18 protein-coding genes are annotated in these 20,431 nt (G+C 73.8%); 12 read left to right on the top strand and 6 right to left on the bottom strand.

Annotated elements, in window-relative coordinates; genetic code table 11:
* Positions 1-9 precede the first annotated feature (9 nt).
* From ABD948_RS05170 to ABD948_RS05180, 3 genes are all read left to right on the top strand, one after another.
* The gene (locus ABD948_RS05170) at positions 10-660 is read left to right on the top strand and encodes a TetR/AcrR family transcriptional regulator (RefSeq protein WP_345263323.1); all 651 of its coding nucleotides are present in this window, start codon (positions 10-12) and stop codon (positions 658-660) included.
* A 32-nt stretch (positions 661-692) separates the two neighbouring features.
* The gene (locus ABD948_RS05175) at positions 693-1,799 is read left to right on the top strand and encodes a GuaB3 family IMP dehydrogenase-related protein (RefSeq protein WP_345263325.1); all 1,107 of its coding nucleotides are present in this window, start codon (positions 693-695) and stop codon (positions 1,797-1,799) included.
* Between the two features lie 185 nt (positions 1,800-1,984).
* Positions 1,985-2,956, top strand: a complete 972-nt coding sequence (locus tag ABD948_RS05180; protein WP_345263327.1) for a DMT family transporter — start codon at positions 1,985-1,987, stop codon at positions 2,954-2,956.
* A gap of 167 nt (positions 2,957-3,123) precedes the next feature.
* Here the strand turns inward: ABD948_RS05180 and ABD948_RS05185 are convergent, their stop codons facing one another.
* Together ABD948_RS05185 and ABD948_RS05190 are read right to left on the bottom strand one after the other, a co-directional pair.
* Positions 3,124-4,782: an acyl-CoA dehydrogenase family protein gene (locus tag ABD948_RS05185; RefSeq protein ID WP_345263329.1), complete on the bottom strand. Its 1,659-nt coding sequence runs from the start codon at positions 4,780-4,782 to the stop codon at positions 3,124-3,126.
* Complete coding sequence (locus tag ABD948_RS05190) at positions 4,779-5,378, bottom strand: TetR/AcrR family transcriptional regulator (protein ID WP_345263331.1); 600 nt, start codon at positions 5,376-5,378, stop codon at positions 4,779-4,781. The genes ABD948_RS05185 and ABD948_RS05190 overlap by 4 nt, the downstream gene beginning before the upstream one ends.
* A 79-nt stretch (positions 5,379-5,457) precedes the next feature.
* On the opposite strand from ABD948_RS05190, the gene ABD948_RS05195 reads away from it, so the two are divergent.
* The 6 genes from ABD948_RS05195 (at position 5,458) to ABD948_RS05220 (ending at position 12,123) form a co-directional block, all read left to right on the top strand.
* Positions 5,458-6,594: a phosphotransferase family protein gene (locus ABD948_RS05195; RefSeq protein WP_345263333.1), complete on the top strand. Its 1,137-nt coding sequence runs from the start codon at positions 5,458-5,460 to the stop codon at positions 6,592-6,594.
* A gap of 1 nt (position 6,595) precedes the next feature.
* Positions 6,596-7,708, top strand: coding sequence for an Rv3169 family protein (locus ABD948_RS05200; RefSeq protein WP_345263335.1), 1,113 nt, complete (start codon positions 6,596-6,598; stop codon positions 7,706-7,708).
* A gap of 39 nt (positions 7,709-7,747) precedes the next feature.
* The gene (locus ABD948_RS05205; protein ID WP_345263337.1) at positions 7,748-9,190 is read left to right on the top strand and encodes an aldehyde dehydrogenase; all 1,443 of its coding nucleotides are present in this window, start codon (positions 7,748-7,750) and stop codon (positions 9,188-9,190) included.
* Positions 9,191-9,274: 84 nt separating this feature from the next.
* Positions 9,275-9,976: a hypothetical protein gene (locus tag ABD948_RS05210; RefSeq protein WP_345263339.1), complete on the top strand. Its 702-nt coding sequence runs from the start codon at positions 9,275-9,277 to the stop codon at positions 9,974-9,976.
* Between the two features lie 192 nt (positions 9,977-10,168).
* Entirely contained in the window at positions 10,169-11,434 is a 1,266-nt protein-coding gene (locus ABD948_RS05215) for a sensor histidine kinase (RefSeq protein WP_345263341.1), read from the top strand.
* The gene (locus ABD948_RS05220; protein ID WP_345263343.1) at positions 11,431-12,123 is read left to right on the top strand and encodes a response regulator; all 693 of its coding nucleotides are present in this window, start codon (positions 11,431-11,433) and stop codon (positions 12,121-12,123) included. Before ABD948_RS05215 ends, ABD948_RS05220 begins: the two co-directional genes overlap by 4 nt.
* Before the next feature lie 148 nt (positions 12,124-12,271).
* On the opposite strand, the gene ABD948_RS05225 is transcribed toward ABD948_RS05220, so the two are convergent.
* The 4 genes from ABD948_RS05225 to ABD948_RS05240 all read right to left on the bottom strand — a co-directional run bounded on the left by ABD948_RS05225 (position 12,272) and on the right by ABD948_RS05240 (position 14,887).
* A complete protein-coding gene (locus ABD948_RS05225) occupies positions 12,272-12,961 on the bottom strand; it encodes a hypothetical protein (protein WP_345263345.1) in 690 nt (229 codons plus the stop codon).
* A gap of 226 nt (positions 12,962-13,187) precedes the next feature.
* Positions 13,188-14,000: a membrane protein insertase YidC gene (yidC, locus tag ABD948_RS05230; RefSeq protein WP_345263347.1), complete on the bottom strand. Its 813-nt coding sequence runs from the start codon at positions 13,998-14,000 to the stop codon at positions 13,188-13,190.
* Positions 14,001-14,058: 58 nt separating this feature from the next.
* On the bottom strand, positions 14,059-14,361 hold the full coding sequence (locus ABD948_RS05235) for a hypothetical protein (protein ID WP_345263349.1): 303 nt from the start codon (positions 14,359-14,361) through the stop codon (positions 14,059-14,061).
* 49 nt (positions 14,362-14,410) lie between these two features.
* The gene (locus ABD948_RS05240) at positions 14,411-14,887 is read right to left on the bottom strand and encodes a hypothetical protein (protein ID WP_345263351.1); all 477 of its coding nucleotides are present in this window, start codon (positions 14,885-14,887) and stop codon (positions 14,411-14,413) included.
* 137 nt (positions 14,888-15,024) lie between these two features.
* Between ABD948_RS05240 and ABD948_RS05245 the strand changes: the two genes are divergently transcribed.
* The 3 genes from ABD948_RS05245 to guaA all read left to right on the top strand — a co-directional run bounded on the left by ABD948_RS05245 (position 15,025) and on the right by guaA (position 20,426).
* The gene (locus ABD948_RS05245) at positions 15,025-16,647 is read left to right on the top strand and encodes a succinic semialdehyde dehydrogenase (protein WP_345263353.1); all 1,623 of its coding nucleotides are present in this window, start codon (positions 15,025-15,027) and stop codon (positions 16,645-16,647) included.
* The gene (locus tag ABD948_RS05250) at positions 16,647-18,398 is read left to right on the top strand and encodes a GMC oxidoreductase (protein ID WP_345263355.1); all 1,752 of its coding nucleotides are present in this window, start codon (positions 16,647-16,649) and stop codon (positions 18,396-18,398) included. Before ABD948_RS05245 ends, ABD948_RS05250 begins: the two co-directional genes overlap by 1 nt.
* 462 nt (positions 18,399-18,860) lie before the next feature.
* Positions 18,861-20,426 (top strand): glutamine-hydrolyzing GMP synthase, encoded by a 1,566-nt coding sequence (gene guaA, locus ABD948_RS05255; RefSeq protein WP_345263357.1) that lies wholly within the window; start codon positions 18,861-18,863, stop codon positions 20,424-20,426.
* The last annotated feature ends 5 nt before the right edge of the window (positions 20,427-20,431 follow it).

Below are 20,431 nucleotides of genomic sequence, written 5' to 3' on the forward strand. Positions count from 1 at the left end.
GCTCGTGCTGTGAAGGACACCGGGAGCGGCGTGGCGAAGCAGACGCCCCGCCGCCGCCGCTACGACGCCAGCGGGCGACGCAAGGCCGCCGAGGAGCGACGTCAGCTGGTGCTCGACGTGGCCGCGCGCCTCTTCGCCGAGAACGGCTGGAACGGCACCACGCTCACCCAGGTGGCCTCGGAGGCCGGGGTCTCCGTCGAGCTGGTCACCTCCGCCTTCGGCACCAAGCCGGGGCTGCTGATGGCGGCCATGCGGCGGGTCAGCTTCGGCGAGCACGACCTGCCCTCCGCGGTGCGCGCCCTGGGCCTGGCCGACGAGCCCGACATGGGTCGCCGCCTGGACCTGGTGGTCGAGCTGGCCCAGCGGGCGCTCGCGCCCCTCGCCCCGCTGGTGCCGGTGCTGACCCAGGCGGCCGACCGCGACGACGACGCAGCCGCCACCGTGCGCGGCGCGCAGGTGCGCCACCGCGAGGCGGCGCAGCTCATCGCGGAGCTGGTGAGGGGCGGCCCGGTGGACGACGAGCTGGTCGACGAGGTGATGGTGCTGACCCGCTCGGAGACCTTCCTGTTCTTCACGCGCGAGCGCGACTGGAGCAGCGAGCAGTACGGCGCCTGGCTGCGTCGGGCTCTCGCCTGGGTGCTCGAGGTGCCCGCCGGCTGAGTCCGGAGCCCGGCCGACGGTAGGCTCCACCGGTGACCGAGATCCAGATCGGCCAGGCCAAGCGCGGCCGCCGGGCCTACGCGTTCGACGACATCGCCATCGTGCCCTCCCGGCGCACCCGCGACCCCGAGGAGGTCAGCGTCGCCTGGCAGATCGACGCCTACCGCTTCGAGCTGCCGGTGCTGGCCGCCCCCATGGACTCGGTGATGTCGCCCGAGACCGCGATCGCGATGGGGCGCCTGGGCGGCCTGGGCGTGCTCAACCTCGAGGGCATCTGGACCCGCCACGAGGATCCCGAGCCGCTGCTCGAGGAGGTCGGTGGCCTGCGCGGCGTGGAGGCCACCCAGCGGATGCGCGAGATCTACTCCGAGCCGGTGAAGGCCGAGCTGATCACCGAGCGGCTGCGCCAGGTCCGCGCCGCGGGCGTCACCGTGGCGGGGGCGCTCTCCCCGCAGCGCACCAAGGAGTTCGCCAAGACCGTCGTCGACGCCGGCGTCGACATGTTCGTCATCCGGGGTACCACCGTCTCGGCCGAGCACGTCTCCTCGCAGGCCGAGCCGCTCAACCTCAAGGAGTTCATCTACGAGCTCGACGTGCCCGTGGTGGTGGGCGGCTGCGCCACCCACCAGGCGGCGCTGCACCTGATGCGCACCGGCGCGGCCGGGGTGCTGGTGGGCTTCGGTGGCGGCGCGGCGCACACCACGCGCACCGTGCTGGGCATCGCGGTGCCCATGGCCAGTGCCGTGGCCGACGTCGCCGCGGCGCGTCGCGACTACCTCGACGAGTCCGGCGGCCGCTACGTGCACGTCATCGCCGACGGCTCCATCGGCAAGTCCGGTGACCTCGCTAAGGCCGTGGCGTGCGGGGCCGACGCCGTGATGGTGGGCTCGCCGTTCGCACGGGCCACCGACGCTCCCGGCCGTGGCTTCCACTGGGGCACCGAGGCCCACCACGCCGACCTGCCGCGCGGCCAGCGGGTGGAGTTCGAGCAGGTGGGCTCGCTGGAGGAGATCCTGCTCGGCCCCTCGCGCGTTGCCGACGGCACGATGAACCTGATCGGGGCGCTGCGCCGCTCGATGGCCACCACCGGCTACACCGAGCTCAAGGAGTTCCAGCGGGTCGAGGTCGTCGTCGGCTGACGTCGTCCGACGTGCGGATACCCCGGTGCGACGGGTGGCTCCGCTGGGGCAGGATGACGACGTGAGCGACTCCCTGGTGCTTCCCCCGCCGACCGTCTGAGCCGGAGCCGCCCCGGCCGGGTGACCACGCCCGGCCCGCCCGTGCTCCGGACGTCCGACGTCCGTCCCTGCCCAGGAGCACGCCCATGTCCTCGTCACCGTCAGCCCTCAACGAGCACCGCGCGGTCGAGCGCTGGGGCCTGCCGCAGGTCTGCGCCGCCGGCGTCCTGTGGGGCACCGGCGGCCTGGCCGTCCAGCTGGTGCGCGAGCACGCGCCGCTCTCGGCGCTCAGCATCAGCGGCTGGCGCACGGGGCTCGCGGCGCTGGTGCTGCTGGTCGTGGTGGCGGCCGGACGACGCGCCGGCCTCGCGGTGCGGCTGCTGCGCGAGCAGCCGCGGCAGGTCGTCGCGGTCGGGCTCTGCACGGCCGCCTACCAGGCGCTGTACTTCGGCGCCGTCGTGGCGGCCGGTGTGACCGTCGCGACCGTGGTGAGCCTGGGCCTCGCGCCGGTGCTGCTGACGGCGCGCGACGCCGTCCGCGGCCGTCGGTGGCCCCGGGCGGTGGAGCTGGGCCCGGTCGTCGTCGCGCTCGTCGGCCTCGTCCTGGTGAGCACTGCTCCGGGGCACGGCGGCGGATCGGGCGGTGAGGCGCCGGTGCTCGGCGTCGTGCTCGCGGTCGCGAGCGGTGCGACCTACGCGCTGGCCACCGCGCTGGGGGAGCCGCTGGCGCGCAGCAACGACCCCTTGGTGCTCACCACCGCGACCACGACGGTCGGCGCGCTCGGTCTGGTGCCGGTGGCGCTCGTCGTCGCCCTGGTGGCCGGCGAGCCGGTGCTGACCGCCGACCCCGCGGCGCTGGGCTGGCTGCTCTACCTGGGGGTGCTCACCTTCGCGCTGGCCTACGGGCTGCTCTACGCCGGCCTGCGCTCCACCTCGAGCAGCGCCGCCGTCGTGGCGACGCTGCTGGAGCCGGTGACGGCGGGCGTGGTCGCGGCGCTGGTGCTGGGCGAGCGGATCGGTGCTCTCGGGGTGCTGGGCATGGTGCTGGTGCTGCTCGCCGTCGCCGGGCTGGGGTGGCGGCGCGAGCCGCGTGCCCCCGTGCCCGAGCCGGCGCACTGACCGTTGTCAGGCATCGGACACGGGCCGCGACGAGAGAGGCGTCCGGGACGCTTGTGGCAGGTGGTGCACCCGAGTGCGGCAGTCGCCGAGCTCACCGAGCGATACTTCGCACGAGGAGGTTCGGCGATCCCACGTATGCGTGGGATCGCCGCACCACTGTGGACCGACTACACCCCCGGGGGCACCCGCGCGAGCACGCCGTTCAGCTCGAGCCCGGGCGGCATCGTGCCGAGTGCGCCACCCCAGTCGCGACCCAGCCGCGTGGCGCAGAACGCGTCGGCGACGGCGGCGGGAGCGTGGCGCACGAGCAGCGAGCCCTGCAGCACCAGCGCCAGCTGCTCGACCACGCGACGGGCGCGCAGCTCCAGCTCGGCGCCATCGGAGAGCTCCTTCTTGCACAGCGCCACGGCGTCGTCGAGGCGGTGGTCGGCGCCGGCGGCCAGCTCGACCTCGGTGAAGAACGCCTCCACCGAGGCGGGCTCGCGGCCCATGGCGCGCAGCGCGTCGAGGGCGGCCACGTTGCCCGAGCCCTCCCAGATGGAGAGCAGCGGCAGCTCGCGGTAGATCCGCGCCATGCCGTGCTCCTCCACGTAGCCGTTGCCGCCCAGGCACTCCATGGCCTCGCCGGCGTGGGCGGGTCCGCGCTTGCACACCCAGTACTTGCTGACGGCGAGCGCCAGCCGGCGGAAGGAGGCCTCCGACTCGTCGCCGGCGATGGCGCGGTCGGTGGCGCCGGCCAAGCGCATCGCCACGGTGGTGGCGGCCTCGGACTCCACGACGAGGTCGGCCAGCACGTTGCGCATCAGCGGCTGCTCGAGCAGCGGCTTGCCGAAGGCGGAGCGGTGCCGCGCGTGGTGGACGGCGGCGACGGTGGCGGCGCGCATGCCCGAGGCGGTGCCCAGCGTGCAGTCGAGCCGGGTCATGTTCACCATCTCGACGATGGTGCGTACGCCGCGACCCTCCTCGCCCACGAGCCAGGCGACGGCGTCGTCGTACTCGATCTCGGAGGAGGCGTTGGAGCGGTTGCCCAGCTTGTCCTTGAGCCGCATCAGCCGCATCGGGTTGAGGCTGCCGTCGGGCAGCACGCGAGGCACCAGGAAGCAGCTCAGCCCGCCGGGCGCCTGGGCGAGCGCGAGGAAGACGTCGCTCATCGGGGCGGAGGTGAACCACTTGTGGCCGGTGAGCCGGTAGCTGCCGTCGGGCTGGGGGAGGGCGCGCGTGGTGTTGGCGCGCACGTCGGAGCCGCCCTGCTTCTCGGTCATCGACATGCCGGCGATCAACCCGGCCTTGCCCGTCGGCTCGCTCAGGCCGGGCTCGTAGGTGGTGGAGGTGAGCAGCGGCTCGTAGCGCGCGGCGAGCTCGGGGGCGTGGCGCAGCGCGGGCACCACCGCGTAGGTCATCGAGATCGGGCAGCCGTGGCCGGCGTCGACGTTCCACACCATGAACTTGGCGGCACGTGCCACGTGCGCGCCGGCGCGCACGTCGGCCCACGGAGCGGCGTGCAGGCCGTGGCCGACGGCGGTGCGCATCAGCTCGTGGTAGGCGGGCACGTACTCCACCTCGTCCACGCGGTGGCCGTAGCGGTCGTGGGTGTGCAGCACCGGCGGGTGCCGCTCGGCCAGGCGGCCCCAGTCCTGCGCCTGCGCGCCGCCGGCCAGTCGCCCCAGCGCGCGCACCTCCTCCAGCGCCCACCCGGCGCCCTCGCGCTCGAGGGCCGCCAGCAGGGCCGGGTCCTCGGAGGTGTCGTGGCCGACCAACGGCGGCGGCTGGTTGACGACCGTGTGGGTCTGGTGGGTCTGGTGGGTCGGGCCGGTCGAGTGCGTCATGCGGGTGCTCCCAGGGTGCGCAGGGTGGTGGCGGTCAGGGCGTGCAGGGTGCCGCGGGGCAGGGCGCCGTCGCGCAGCGGTACGACGAGCACCTCGGCCAGGGCGCCGACGATCGCGGCCGCGGCCACCTCGGCGTCCTGGGCCGGCAGCTCGCCGCGCTCGACGCCCTCGGCCACGAGGGCGGCGAAGACGGCGCGGTAGGCGCGGCGGTACTCCAGGCGGGCGGCCTCCACCTCGGGTGAGGCCGGCTCGGCGAGCAGGGCGTAGGCCAGGCGGGGCGCGGCGAAGGCGCGCTGCGCGAAGACCTCCACGCAGCGCGCGACGCAGGCCACCACGGGCCCGGTGCCGTTCGCGGCGGCGGCGACGGCGTCGACCTCGCGCTGGCTGGCGATGCGGAAGACCTCCACCAGCAGCGCCGCCTTGTCGGGCAGGTGGCGGTAGACCGTCCCGGTGGCGACGCCGGCCGCCTCGGCGACGGCGGCGACCGAGCAGCCGGCCCAGCCGTGGGCGCGCACCTGGTGCTCGGCGGCGTCGAGGAGGCGCGCCCGGGCGGCGTCGAGACGCTCCTGGACGGCGGTGGTGCGACGGTAGGGCACGGAAGAAGTGAACTACGGTTCATCACTTGCCGCAAGGGTCCGTTGACAACTAGAACGTGTTCCAGTGATGCTGACCGGTGTGACCCAGGCCACGCCGACGCCCCAGTCCCGGCTGCAGCGGTCCAGCCGCGACGCCACCTCCGTGCCCGCCGCCATCGCCGCGTGGCTCACCGACCTGCTGCCCGGCGGCGCGGACCCGCACGTGGTGCTGCACAGCGGTGTCGACGCCAACGGCATGAGCAGCGAGACGCTGCTGCTCGACGTCACCTGGACCCACGACGGGCAGCAGCAGGTGGGGCGCTACGTCGCGCGGGTGGAGCCCTCCGCCCACGACTTCCCGGTCTTTCCCCGGTACGCGCTGGCCGACCAGCACGAGGCCATGCGGCTGGCCGGCGAGCTCAGCGCGGTGCCCGTGCCGGCGGCGCGGTGGATCGAGCCCACCGGCGAGGTGCTCGGGACCCCCTTCTTCCTCATGGACAGGGTCGAGGGGCGCGTCCCGCCCGACGTGCTGCCCTACCCCTTCGGGGACAACTGGCTCTTCGACGCCGACCTGGCGCAGCAGCGCGCTCTCCAGGACGCCTCGGTCGCGTTGGTCGCCGCCCTGCACGCCATCCCCGAGGGTGCCGACCGCTTCGCCTTCCTCGACCCCGCGCGGGCGGGGCACGCCGGGCCGACGGCGCTGGCGCGCAACCTCGCCCGGCTGCGCGCCTGGTACGACTTCGCCGTGCCCGACGTCGGCCGCTCGGCCACCGTGGAGCGGTGCCTGGCGTGGCTCGAGCGCGAGCTGCCGACCACGCAGGAAGCAGTGCTCTGCTGGGGCGACGCACGCATCGGCAACGTCATCTACGAGGACTTCACACCGGTCGCGGTGCTGGACTGGGAGATGGCGACCGTCGGCCCGCGCGAGCTCGACATCTCGTGGATGCTCTTCGCCCACCAGGTCTTCCAGGGGATCGCCGAGGTGTTCGAGCTGCCCGGCATGCCCGACTTCCTGGGTGAGGACGACGTCCGGGCCGCCTACGCGGCGGCCGGGGGCGGCGAGCTGGGCGACCTGCGCTGGTACCACGTCTTCAACGCCGCCCAGTGGTGCGTGGTCTTCATGCGCACCGGCGCCCGGCAGTCGCACTTCGGCGAGATCGAGCGCCCCGACGACGTGGACGCGCTCTTCCACCACAAGCCCATCGTCGACCGGCTGCTGGCCGAGGTAGGGGCCTGACGTGGTCACCGAGCTCGACGAGTACCCGCTGCACCAGGCGCCGCTCCCGCTGCTGTGGCCGGCCAGCAGCGACCGCAACTTCTACGACCGCTGCTACTTCAACGCCCACGACCGCACCGGCGACCTCTTCGTCGTCACCGGTCTGGGCTACTACCCCAACCTCGGCACCAAGGACGCCTTCCTGCTGGTGGCGCGGGGCGGCACTCACACGGCGGTGCACCTGGGCGACCTCTGCGACGGCGACCGGCTGAACCAGCGCGTCGGCGGCTACTCCGTGGAGGTGCTCGAGCCGCTGCAGCGGCTGCGGGTACGCCTGGAGGAGACCGAGGGGGTGAGCGCCGACCTCACCTGGGAGGGCAGCTTCCCGGTGCTGCAGGAGCAGCCGCACGTGCTGCGCTCGGGCGCGCGGGTCACCCTCGAGGCCCAGCGCTTCGCCCAGGTAGGAACCTGGAGCGGGCACCTGACCCTGGACGGCGAGCGGATCGAGGTGAGCCCCGACCGCTGGGTCGGCACCCGCGACCGCTCGTGGGGCATCCGCCCGGTCGGCGAGGCCGAGCCGGCCGGCGCCCCTGCCGACCCGCCGTTCGAGGGCATGTGGTGGCTCTACGTGCCGATGCGCTTCGAGCGGTTCGCCGTCGTCGTCATCCTGCAGGAGGACCCGGACGGCTACCGCACGCTCAACGACTGCCACCGCGTCTGGCCCGACGGCCGGGTCGAGCAGCTGGGGTGGCCGCGGGTGCAGGTGCACTACCCGAGCGGGGGCCGGATGCCCACCGGCGCGACCCTGCGCTGCACCAGCGGCGCGGGTGACGCGATCGAGATCGAGGTCAGCTCGCTGCTCGCGGCGCCGCTGCACGTCGGCGGCGGCTACGGCGGTGACCCCGACTGGACCCACGGCACGTGGAAGGGCGAGAAGCTCGCCGAGCGGGTCAGCTACCGCCTCGACGACGAGGCGGTGCGCGGACGGCTGATGTTCGGCTGCACCGACCACGTGGGCCGAGCGGTGCTCTCCGAAGGTGGCGCCCAGCACGAGGGATGGGGGCTCTTCGAGCACTTCTGCATCGGCCGCCACGACCCCTCCGGCTTCACCGACTTCTTCGACGTCGCCCCCTGACCTGCACGCAGGACCCGCAACCCCAGCCCGAGGAGACCCATGTCCCTGGACCGCGACAGCTTCTACATCGACGGCGGCTGGGCCGCGCCGCGTGGCTCCGGCCTCATCGAGGTGGTCTCACCGCACACCGAGCAGGTGGTGGCCACCGTGCCCGAGGGCGCGGTGGCCGACATCGACGCTGCCGTGGCTGCTGCGCGCCGCGCCTTCGACGAGGGGCCGTGGCCCCGGCTGACGCCGGCCGAGCGGATCGACGTCGTCCAGGCGTTCTCGGGCCTGTACGCGGCTCGCCTGGGGGAGATGGCCGACGTCATCACCACCGAGATGGGATCGACGACCACGTTCGCCAACCTGGCGCAGGCGCCGGCGGCGTGGATGCAGGTGGAGGCGTTCCTGACGATCGCCCGGGACTACGGCTGGGAGGAGACGCGCGCCGGTGCGCTCGGCTCCCCGGTGATCGTCCGGCGCGAGCCGGTAGGGGTGGTGGCCGCGATCCCGCCGTGGAACGTCCCCCAGTTCACGATCATGAGCAAGCTGGTGCCGGCGCTGCTCGCCGGGTGCACCGTGGTGGTCAAGCCCGCCCCGGAGACCCCGCTGGACGCCTACCTGCTGGCGGAGATCCTCGACGAGGCCGGGGTGCCGCCCGGCGTCGTCAACATCGTCGCCGCGGGTCGCGAGGTGGGGGAGCACCTGGTCTCGCACCCCGGCGTCGACAAGGTCGCCTTCACCGGCTCGACCGCCGCCGGGCGCCGCATCGGCGCCATCTGCGGCCAGCAGCTCAAGCGGGTGAGCCTCGAGCTCGGCGGCAAGTCCGCCGCCATCGTGCTCGAGGACGCCGACCTGGCCGCGACCGTCGAGGGTCTCAAGTTCACCGCGCTCATGAACTCCGGCCAGGCCTGCGTGGCCCAGACCCGCATCCTGGCCCCGCGCTCGCGCTACGCCGAGGTGGTCGAGGCGCTCGCCGCCGGTGTCGCCGGCATGCAGGTGGGCGACCCGGCCGACCCCGCGAGCGAGATCGGACCGATGGTGGCGGCCCGGCAGGCCGAGCGTGTCGAGAAGTACATCGCCCTGGGCCAGGAGGAGGGCGCGCGCCTGGTGCTCGGCGGCACCGGTCGCCCCGAGGGCGTCGACCGCGGCTGGTACGTGCGCCCCACCGTGTTCGCCGACGTCGACAACCGGATGCGCATCGCCCAGGAGGAGATCTTCGGGCCGGTGCTCTCGGTCATCCCCTACGAGGGCACCGACGAGGCCGTGCGCATCGCCAACGACTCCGAGTACGGCCTGGCCGGCACCGTGTGGACCGCCGACGATGCCGCCGGCCTCGACGTCGCCCGCCGGGTGCGGACCGGCACCTACGGCGTCAACACGTACACGATGGACATGGCGGCTCCGTTCGGTGGCTACAAGAGCTCCGGCGTCGGCCGCGAGTTCGGCCCCGAGGGGCTGGCGCAGTACACCGAGTACAAGTCGATCTACACGGCCTGATCCCGACGCCGGGCGCGACCCCGCGGGGGGTACTAGGACCATCGTCCGATGGTCCGCCGATCGACCGGGCCCCACCCTGGTCCCATGGTCAAGACGTGGATCGCGCTCGCCGCCGCCCTGCTGGCGGCGATCCCGGCGGCGATCGGGCTCATGGGCAATGCCTCCTTCACCCGCGACCTGCCGGTGCGCGCCCCCGCCCAGGTGGCGGACTCCCCGAACCCGCGAGCGTCGGAGTCTCCGGGCCCGCGCGGGTCCGGTGAGGACGGCCGCGGCTCCGACGACGACGCAGGTCGCGACGAGGACGCCGACGGCCGGCAGGGCGGGCAGCGGGGCGACGAGGACGACCGCGACGACGACCGTTCGCGCGAGGACGACCGTGCGCGCGAGGACCGCTCGGACGACGACCGTTCGCGCGAGGACCGCTCGGACGACGACCGCTCGGACGACGACCGCTCGGGTGAGGACCGCTCGGGTGAGGACCGCTCGGGTGAGGACGGCTCGGGGCGCGGCCGATCAGGCGAGGACTGTTCCGAGGACCGTTCCGAGGACCGCAGCGAGGACCGCAGCGGCCGCGGCGGCGACGACGGCGGCCGCGGCGGCCGTCAGGGCGGTGATCGCGACCGGGGCGACGACGACGCCGACCACCGCGACGACGACCGGGGCGGACGTGGCGGGGACGACGGCGGGGACGACGGCGGGGACGACGAGGGGGACCACGGCGGGGACGACGAGGGTGACCACGGCGGGGACGACGACGGGCACGAGCGTGGCCGGGAGCGGGCATGAGCACCGGATCGGTCGCGTGAGACGTGGACAGCCCTCACCATGGTCCCTGTGACCGAGACGCGGGCAGCACCCGACAGTGCAGCGCCCTCGGGGCCGGGTTGGGTCGTGGTGGCGCGACCGCGCGCCACCGGCGGCCCGGATGCCTCGCTCAGGACGGGCCGACTGCTCGCCTGGGTTGCCGCGAGTGTCCTCGTGGCGTTGGTGGCGGTGGCGGTGGTCGGTGTCTTCGCCGCGCGCAACCTGGCTGAGCGGGAGGCTGTCAACGACGCCGCGGCCAGCGCGGACCTCATCGCCGAGGCGGTGATCCAGCCGGCCCTGCGTGACGACCTGGTGGACCAGGACCCGGCCGCGGTGGCCGCCATGGACGACGCCGTGCGCCAGTACCTGGAGAACACCACGCTCACGCGCATCAAGCTCTGGACCCGCGACGGCACGATCGTCTTCTCCGACGAGCCGCGCCTCCTCGGGCAGCGCTACGAGCTCGACGCCGACGACCTGGAGGTCTTCGAGGACCCCCAGGTGCGGGGCGAGATCAGCGACCTCTCCGAGCCCGAGAACCGCTTCGAGCGCGGCAGCGGCCAGATGCTCGAGGTCTACCGCCCGGTCTGGACCCCGAACGGCACCCCGTTGCTGTTCGAGACCTACTCGCCCTACGACGACGTCGACGTGCGCGCCGGCCAGCTGTGGCGCGGCTTCGCCGGGGTCACCCTCAGCAGCCTGCTCTTCTTCGCGGCGCTCCTGCTGCCCATCGGTGCGCGGATGCTGGTCAAGGTCCGTCGCGCCCAGCGCCAGCGCGAGGCGGCGCTCGAGGCGGTCGTGGAGGCCTCCGCCGAGGAGCGCCGCCGGATCGCCGGCAACCTGCACGACGGAGTGGTGCAGGAGCTCGCGGCCACGGCCTTCACCGTCGCCGGGGCCGCCGCCCGGGCCGAGCAGCCGACCCGGGACCCGGGGCTGGGCCGCGAGCTGCACGAGTCCGCCGGCACGCTGCGGGCCAGCATCGGCAGCCTGCGCTCGCTGCTCGTCGACATCTACCCGGCCACCCTCACCAGCGGCGGCCTGGCGGAGGCCCTGGACGACCTCGCGGCCTCGTTGCGGACCGTCGGTGTGGCCGTCCAGGTGGAGGTCGCCGACGACGGGGCGGCGCTCGACGAGGACGGCCGCCGGCTGGTCTTCCGGGTCGCCCAGGAGTGCCTGCAGAACGTCAGGCGGCACGCGGGTGCGCGCGAGGCCGTCGTCCGGCTCACCCGTGAGGAGGATGCCGGGGGAGCCTGGATCGTCCTGGACGTGGCCGACGACGGCGTGGGCTTCGACCCCGACCAGGCACTCGACGCGCCTGCGCGCGGCCACTTCGGGCTGCGGGTGCTGCGCGACCTGGCCTCGGCGGGCGGTGCCGAGCTGCTGCTCGACACGGCGCGCGGGGCCGGGTGCCACTGGCGCCTGCGGGTGCCGCTCCCGTGAGCAGCGCTCCGATCCGGGTGCTGCTGGTCGACGACCACCCCCTGGTGCGCGCCGGGCTGGCGGGCCTGATCGCCTCGACCGCCGACGACATCGAGGTCGTGGGTCAGGCGCAGGACGGCGCCGAGGCGGTCCGGCTCGGCACGACCGGGGACCGTGAGCCCGACGTCGTGCTGATGGACCTCTCGATGCCGGGCACGGGCGGGGTGGAGGCCACCCGGCAGCTGTTCGCGGCCGGCTTCGGCGGTGCCGTGGTCGTGCTGACCTCGTTCTCCGAGGCCGCCCAGGTGACGGAGGCGCTGTCGGCAGGTGCGGTCGGCTACCTGCTCAAGGACAGCGAGCCGGACGCGGTCCTGGGTGCGATCCGCTCGGCCGCCGCGGGCCACGCGCCGCTGGACCCGCGGGTCGCCAGGGCGCTCCTGCCCGGCGCGTCTGACCACGGCTCCGCGCCCGCCTCGCCCGTGGGCCACGCGCGGGGTGACGCGGCCGCGGTGCTGAGCGGCCGGGAGCGCGAGGTGCTCGACCTGGTGGCGCAGGGCCTGGCCAACAAGCAGGTGGCACGTCGTCTCGGCATCACCGAGCGCACCGTCAAGGTGCACCTGACCAACGTGTACCGCCGCATCGGCGTGGGTGACCGCACGAGCGCGGCCCTGTGGGCACGCGACCACCTGCCGCGCCAGCCGGACCGGTGAGACGCGGCCGCACGGCCCCGATGGGCGCAGTCCTCGGGCGGGCATGACGACGGGGCCGGGCTGCGTGGTCCTGTGGACCACGAGCCCGGCCCCGTCCGGCGCCCATGGGGACGGCGCCGCCTCCGATGAGGTCAGGGTCGCAGCGCCGTCACGGCGCGGCGACGTCGTACACGACCGTGCCGCTGCAGCTCTGGTCGGCGAAGGTAGCCATCGCGACGAAGGTGTCGGTGCCCGGCGCGTCGGCGACGGTCTGCTCGACCGAGAACGACCCGCTGGGGCCCATGGTGGTGGCGGGCCCGGAGAACACGGACTGCCCGTTGCGGGCCACGACCACCTGCCAGGTCTGGCCGCTGACGTTCGAGTCCACCTCGAACTCCCACTCGATGCCGCCGTCCTCGTCCTTGGCCTTCAGCTCCCACCGGGCTCCACCCGTGCAGGGGCCCTCGCTCTCCACCCGCTGGTCGTCGCGCGCTCCGCCAGCGTGGTGGTCCTCGCCCCCGCGGCCCCCGTGGCGACCGCCGTGGCGGCCGCGGTGGTCGTCGTCGTGGTGGCGCCCGTGGTGCCGGCCGCGACCGCGCGAGCGGTCGTCGTCCGAGCCGCGACCTCCGTGGCGCCGGCCGCGGTCGTCGCCGGGGCCGTCGTCGGAGCCGCGGCCTCCGTGACGCCGCCCGTGGTCGTCGCCGGCGCGGTCGTCGGAGCCGCGGCCCCCGTGGTGGCGGCCGCGGTCGTCGCCCGGGCCGTCGTCGGAGCCGTGGCGGGCGACCGCCGGGCCCCCCAGCGCCAGGGTGGCGCCCACGGTCAGGGCCACGGCGCCCGTGGTGAGGGTGCTGATTTTCATGGTGTCCTCCAGGTCTCTCCGGGGTCGCTCTCGACCCCACACCACGAGACTGGCGCCGCCCGGGTCTCAGTCGCCATCGGGCGATGGTGCTAGTACCCGGTCGAACACGGCGGCGGGCCGTGCGCCGCCGACGCCGAGGTGGAGGAGGTCCTCGACGACCCCGTGCGAGCCCCGCGCGTCCGTGCCTGACGCGGTCCGTCACCAGCACGCGGCGCCGGACGTGGGACTAGGCGGCTCCAGGCGCGCGCGCCAGCAGTCGCGCGTGCGCCGGGGTGCCCGGCGTGGGGAACCACCGCACGATCACGGCCGTCTGGCCGGTGGTCCACAGCGCGCTGCACACCCAGTAGACGAGCAGCGCCACGGGCACGACGCCGCCGGCCAGCAGCATGCCGCCGGCCGAGAGCGCCGGCACCCACTGCTGCGCGGTGGCCATGGCCTCGGGCAGGTCGGCGGTGTTGGTGTTGCTGCCCACCAGGTAGCGCTGGGTCGCGAACTGCAGCAGGGCGGCGGTGACGGCCAGACCGGCGACGACGGCCAGGTGCACCGGGCCGGCGCCCGCGTAGCCGCGACTGGCCAGCGGCACGCCCACGAGCGTGGCGGTGCCGAGCGAGGCCACCAGGCCGCCGTCCATGGCACCCACGGCGGTGCCGGCGGCGACGTCGGAGAGCAGGTGGTAGAGCGAGATCCAGATCGGGATCTGCAGCAGCAGCGGCAGGCACCCCAGGCGCGATATGCCGTGCTCGGCGGCGATCGCCTGGCGCTCCTCGGCCATGGCGCGCAGGCTCTCGGCGTCGCGCTTGCCCTGGTAGCGCTTCGAGAGCTCGCGCAGGTGGGGGCGGGCGCGGGCGGCGGCGTGTGCCTGCCGCACGCCCGAGACGGTGACGGGCAGCAGCAGGGAGCGCACCACCACCACGACGACGGCGACGCAGACCAGCCAGGTCAGGCCGCCTCCCGGGTCGGCGCCGAGGGCGGTGAGGGCGGAGTGGGTCAGCGAGAGGATGCCGGCGAGGGCGTCCTTGACCGGGGCGAGAACAGACATGGGAAGGCTCCTGGGGTCGTGCAGGGGTGGGTGGTCGGCTGGTCGCGCGGGTGCGCGGTCAGCCGATCCCAGGAGCGCGCGGGCGGCGCGGGTGCACGCGGGGCGCGGTGACCCGGTGGGGGAGCACCGGCGGTGCGGTGCCCCAGCGGGTGGGCGTGGCGGTGGCGGTGCGCACCACCAGCACACCGTGCCGGCTGCCGGCCAGGCACAGCGTGGCCAGCGAGACGAGCACGACGGCCAGCGTGGTACCGGCCGGGGTCTCGGCGGCCAGGCCGAGCGAGGTGGCGATCAGCAGGACGGCGGCGAGCAGGGCCGTGACGACGGCGCCGCGGCGTCGTCGGTCGGGTGCGGCCGGCTGCATGGTGACGAGTCTACGCCCGTCTACGCCCGCGAGCCCCGAGGCGCGGGCCTCAGCCCGCGGCCTGCTCGCGCAGGCCGCTGCGGGCGCCGTCGGCCTCGAGCGCCGTGGCCACCCGGTCGACGACGCGCGCCGAGGGCCAGGCGTGCCGGGCCAGCAGCGCCAGCGAGACGACGGCGCCGACCGCGTAGGTGAGGATCGTGCTGGGCGTCAGCACGAAGGTGAGCGCCAGGGCGACGAACGCGATCGTCTCGGAGAGCGCCAGGCGCAGCACGGTGCCCGACATCAGCCGCTCGCCGGCCTGCCTGCTCGTCGTCGCGGTGTCCTGGCCCGGCGGGAGTGCGGGCGCCCGGTACCCGACGGCCTCGATCACCAGGTGCAGCGCGAGCCCGGCGACCACCAGGCCGGCCGCGGCGACGGGGTCGGGAGCCGAGAGCGCCTCGTCGGGCGGCAGCGTGACCCAGAGGGTGAGGCCGATGACGACCAGCGATCCCATGACGGCGCCGACGACGGTGCGGTGCTGCTGCATGCGCTCACCCTAGGGGCGGCCCGGCGGGGCTCGACCGCCCCGCGGGGGCACTTGACAAAAGCGCCTGCTGTGTCAAGCGCCACAGATGATGGTCGAACAGTGGTCGGCGAGACGCTGACCACATACCCTCGGTAGGCATGAGCGCTCCCAACCCGGTCCCCGCGGGCGGCCCGGCCGTCGACGGCCCGCACGACCCCGAGCACGACCCCCGCGCCTCCTACGGCCTGGAGCCCGACTACGTCGAGGGGCTGACCCGCCGGCTGGTCGCCACCACGGGCCGGACGGCGCCGCTGGAGAGCCCGCTCAACGGCGCCCCGCTGGCCCACGTGCCGCAGTCCGACGCCGGCGACGTCGCGGAGGCCTTCAAGCAGGCGCGGCGCGCGCAGGCCGCCTGGGCCCGCACCTCGCTCGAGGAGCGCTCGGCGATCCTGATGCGCCTGCACGACCTGGTGCTGGAGCGCCAGGAGGAGATCCTCGACCTGATCGTGTGGGAGTCGGGCAAGGCCCGCAAGCACGCCTTCGACGAGGTCTTCCACGTCGCGCTCACCGCGCGCTACTACGCGCGCACCGCCCACCAGCACCTCGACACCGAGCGCAAGCTCGGCATCATCCCGGGCCTCACCCGGGTCGAGGTCAACCACGTGCCCAAGGGCGTCGTCGGCATCATCGCGCCCTGGAACTACCCCTTCACCCTGGCGCTCTGCGACGGCCTGCCGGCGCTGCTGGCCGGCAACGCCGTCGTCACCAAGCCCGACAGCCAGACCATGCTGACGGCGCTGCTCGGCGCCCGGCTGCTCGACGAGGCAGGCTTCCCGGCCGACCTGTGGAAGGTCGTGGCCGGGCCGGGCAGCGAGATCGGCACCGCGATCATCGACCGCGCCGACTACGTCTGCTTCACCGGCTCCACCGCCACCGGCAAGCACGTGGCCCGCCAGTGCGCCGACCGCCTGATCGGCTGCTCGCTGGAGCTCGGCGGCAAGAACCCCTTCCTGGTGCTGCGCGACGCCGATGTCGAGCGCGCCGCCGAGGGCGCCGTGCGCGCCAGCTTCAGCAACGCCGGCCAGCTGTGCGTGGCCACCGAGCGGTTCTTCGTGGCCGACCAGGTCTACGACCGGTTCGTGGAGCGCTTCGTCGCCCGCACCCAGGCCATGACGCTGGGCGCCACGCACGACTGGGACAACGACATGGGCACGCTGATCTCCCAGGCGCAGCTCGACACCGTCACCGCGCACGTGCAGGACGCCGTGGGCAAGGGCGCGCGGGTGCTGGCCGGCGGCAAGGCCCGGCCCGACCTCGGCCCGTACTTCTTCGAGCCGACCATCCTCGAGGGCGTCACCCCCGAGATGACCTGCTTCGGCACCGAGACGTTCGGGCCGGTCGTCTCGCTGTACCGCTTCCACGACGAGGCCGACGCCGTCGCGCGCGCCAACGACGGCGAGTACGGGCTCAACGCGAGCATCTACAGCCAGGACGGCCCGCGGGCGCGCATGCTCGCGCGCCACGTCAAGTGCGGCACCGTCAACATCAACGAGGCGTTCGCGGCCACCTTCGCCAGCGTCGACTCGCCGATGGGCGGCATGCGCGAGTCCGGGGCCGGGCGTCGTCAGGGCACCGAGGGAATCCGCCGCTACACCGAGAGCCAGTCGGTCGCGACCCAGCGGCTGATGCGGTTCTCGCCTGTCCTCGGGATGTCCGACGAGACCTTCGCCAAGGTGATGACCGCCAACGCACGACTGATGAAGAAGCTGGGGAGGGCCTGATGGCCGGCAAGCACGCACGGACGGACCACGAGGACCACGGGCTCGACTTCGACGTCCTGGTGATCGGCTCGGGCTTCGGTGGCTCGGTGGCCGCGCTGCGCCTGACCGAGAAGGGCTACCGGGTCGGCGTCATCGAGGCCGGACCGCGCTTCGAGGACAAGGACTTCTCCTCGGGCACCCTCGACGTCACGAAGTACCTGTGGGCCCCGCAGCTGGGGTGCTACGGCATCCAGCGCATCGACGCCGTCCGCGACACCCTGATCGTGGCCGGCGCCGGCGTCGGCGGGGGGTCGCTGGTGTACGCCAACACGCTCTACGAGCCGCTCGAGCAGTTCTACCGCGACCCGCAGTGGGCCTCCATCACGGACTGGAAGGACGAGCTCGCCCCGTTCTACGACCAGGCCAAGCGGATGCTCGGCGTCACCGAGAACCCGGTGCGCACGCCGGCCGACGACGTCATGGAGAAGGTCGCCAACGACATGGGCGTGGGCGACACGTTCCACCCCACCCCGGTCGGCGTCTTCTTCGGCGGCCCCGACGCCAAGCCCGGCGAGGAGGTGCCGGACCCGTTCTTCGGCGGTGCCGGCCCTGCTCGCAACGCCTGCCTCAACTGCGGCGAGTGCATGTCGGGCTGCCGTCACAACGCCAAGAACACCCTGGTCAAGAACTACCTCTACCTGGCCGAGCAGCAGGGCGCCAAGGTCCTGCCGCTCACCACCGTCACGCGCGTCGCGCCCCGCGCCGACGGCGGCTACGACCTCCACGTGCGCTGGACCAAGGCCAAGCGCCCCGGCAAGGGCAACACCCGGGTGCTCACCGCCCAGCAGGTGGTCTTCGCCGCCGCCTCGCTGGGCACCCAGAAGCTGCTGCACCAGATGAAGGGCGAGGGCCACCTGCCCCGCCTCTCCGACCGGCTGGGCTACCTCTCGCGCACCAACAGCGAGTCGATCCTGGGCGCCATCGCACCGGCCTCGGACCCCACGGACTACAGCCAGGGCGTGGCGATCACCTCCAGCTTCCACCCTGACGAGCACACCCACATCGAGCCCTGCCGCTACGGCAAGGGCTTCAACACCATGGCGATGCTCCAGACGGTGCTCACCGACGGCGACGGTGACGAGCCGCGCCCGCTCACGTGGGCCAAGGAGATGTGGAAGCAGCGCCGCAGCCTGCTCGACCTCTACGACCTCAAGCACTGGTCCGAGCGCACCGTGATCGCGCTGGTGATGCAGAGCCTCGACAACTCCATCACCACCTACAGCAAGCGCAACAAGCTCACCGGCCGTTGGCGGATGACGTCGCGGCAGGGCCACGGCGCCCCCAACCCGACCTGGATCCCCGTGGCCAACGAGGCGGTGCGGCGCATCGCCGGGATCCTCGGCGGCACGGCCGGCGGCAACATCGGCGAGCCCTTCAACATGCCGCTGACGGCGCACTTCATCGGCGGCTGCGCCATCGGCGAGTCGCCCGAGACGGGCGTCGTCGACCCCTACCAGCGCCTGTACGGCCACCCCGGCCTGCACGTGGCCGACGGGTCGGCGATCACCGCCAACCTCGGCGTCAACCCCTCGCTCACGATCACCGCGCAGGCCGAGCGGGCGATGGCACTGTGGCCCAACAAGGGCCAGGCCGACCCGCGCCCCGCGCTGGGCGAAGGCTACGAGCGCGTCGCGCCCGTGCCACCGGCGCGTCCCGCCGTCCCGGAGTCCGCCTTCGGCGCCCTGCGACTGCCGATCGTGGGGGTCTCCTGACGTCGACCCGGGCTGGTCTAGGCCGCGACGACTTCGTGCGGCCGATGCGTAACCCGGCCCACCACCCCTCGTTGAGAGGTTCGGATCCGGCACCATCATGCTCCCTCCCGAAGAGCCGGATCCGATAGTCCAAGCGCTGTCCTAGACAGAGGTGTGGACGATCAGGGCCCGGCCACCCTCCCTCCCCGGCCGGGCCCTGGTGCTTTTTTCGGGGTCCGTCGTCCGAGCCTGCGAGGACGACCACGCAGACCCCGAGGTTGAGGAGCGTCGGCCCGAGGCGGAGCGCAGCGACGCACCGGGCGACGCGTCTCGAAACCCGGTGAGCGACGCAGAGCACCAGCCGGACGCTGGTCGAGGTGCCGCGAGCGTCAGCGAGTGGCCACGAGACCCGGTGGGCGACGCAGAGCGGTGTGGACCGCCCTCCGGCGACCACGACGCGCCACCCCCGCTAGCATCACCGCCATGACGCAGGCGCCCGACCACGACCTCGTGCTCGTCGTCGACTTCGGCGCCCAGTACGCCCAGCTCATCGCCCGGAGGGTGCGCGAGGCGCGCGTCTACTCCGAGATCGTGCCGCACAGCATGCCCGTGGCCGAGATGCTGGCGCGGCAGCCGAAGGCGATCATCCTCTCGGGCGGGCCGTCGTCGGTCTACGCCGAGGGCGCCCCCGGCATCGACGCCGACATCTTCGACGCACAGGTGCCGGTGTTCGGCATGTGTTACGGCTTCCAGCTGATGGCGCAGCGACTCGGTGGCGAGGTAGCGCACACGGGCGCGCGCGAGTACGGCCGCACCGCCGTCAGCGTCACCGCGCCGGGCACGCTGCTGCACGACCTGCCGACTGCGCACACGGTGTGGATGTCGCACGGCGACTCGGTGGCGCAGGCGCCGGCCGGCTTCGACGTCCTGGCCTCCACCACCGTGACGCCGGTGGCGGCCTTCGAGTCGCTGGAGCGCCGGATGGCCGGCGTCCAGTGGCACCCCGAGGTGCTGCACACCGAGCACGGCCAGACCGTGCTGGAGCACTTCCTGCACGACATCGCCGGTTGCCGCCAGACCTGGACGATGCTCAACATCGTCGAGGAGCAGGTCGAGTCCATCCGCGAGCAGGTGGGGGAGGGGCGCGCCATCTGCGCGCTCTCCGGCGGCGTCGACTCGGCGGTGGCCGCCGCGATCGTGCAGCGCGCGATCGGCGACCGGCTCACCTGTGTCTACGTCGACCACGGGATGATGCGGCAGGGCGAGACCGAGCAGGTGCGGCGTGACTTCGAGGAGGTCTTCGACACCCTCGACGTCGTCGACGCCGCCGACCAGTTCCTCGACGCGCTCGCCGGGGTCACCGACCCCGAGCAGAAGCGCAAGATCATCGGCCGCGAGTTCATCCGCACCTTCGAGGCCGCCCAGGTGCGCGTCTTCGGGGATGCCCAGGAGGGCGAGACGGCGTTCCTGGTGCAGGGCACGCTCTACCCCGACGTCGTCGAGTCCGGTGGCGGGGCCGGCACCAGCAACATCAAGAGCCACCACAACGTGGGCGGCCTGCCCGAGGACCTCGACTTCGAGCTCATCGAGCCGCTGCGCACGCTGTTCAAGGACGAGGTGCGCGCCGTCGGCGAGCAGCTGGGTCTGCCCTCCACGATGGTCTGGCGCCAGCCGTTCCCCGGCCCGGGCCTCGGCATCCGGATCATCGGCGAGGTCACCCGCGACCGCCTCGACATCCTGCGCGCCGCCGACGCCATCGCCCGCGAGGAGATGACGACGGCGGGCTTGGACCGTGACATCTGGCAGATGCCGGTGGTGCTGCTGGCCGACGTGCGCTCGGTGGGCGTCCAGGGCGACGGCCGCACCTACGGCCACCCGGTCGTGCTGCGGCCGGTCACGAGCGAGGACGCGATGACCGCCGACTGGGCGCGGCTGCCCTACGAGGTGATGGAGAAGATCTCCACGCGCATCACCAACGAGGTGCCCGAGGTCAACCGGGTCGCCCTCGACATCACCAGCAAGCCGCCGGGCACCATCGAGTGGGAGTGAGCCGG

The organism is Nocardioides nanhaiensis (assembly GCF_039542785.1).
Taxonomy (GTDB): Bacteria; Actinomycetota; Actinomycetes; order Propionibacteriales; family Nocardioidaceae; genus Nocardioides; species Nocardioides nanhaiensis.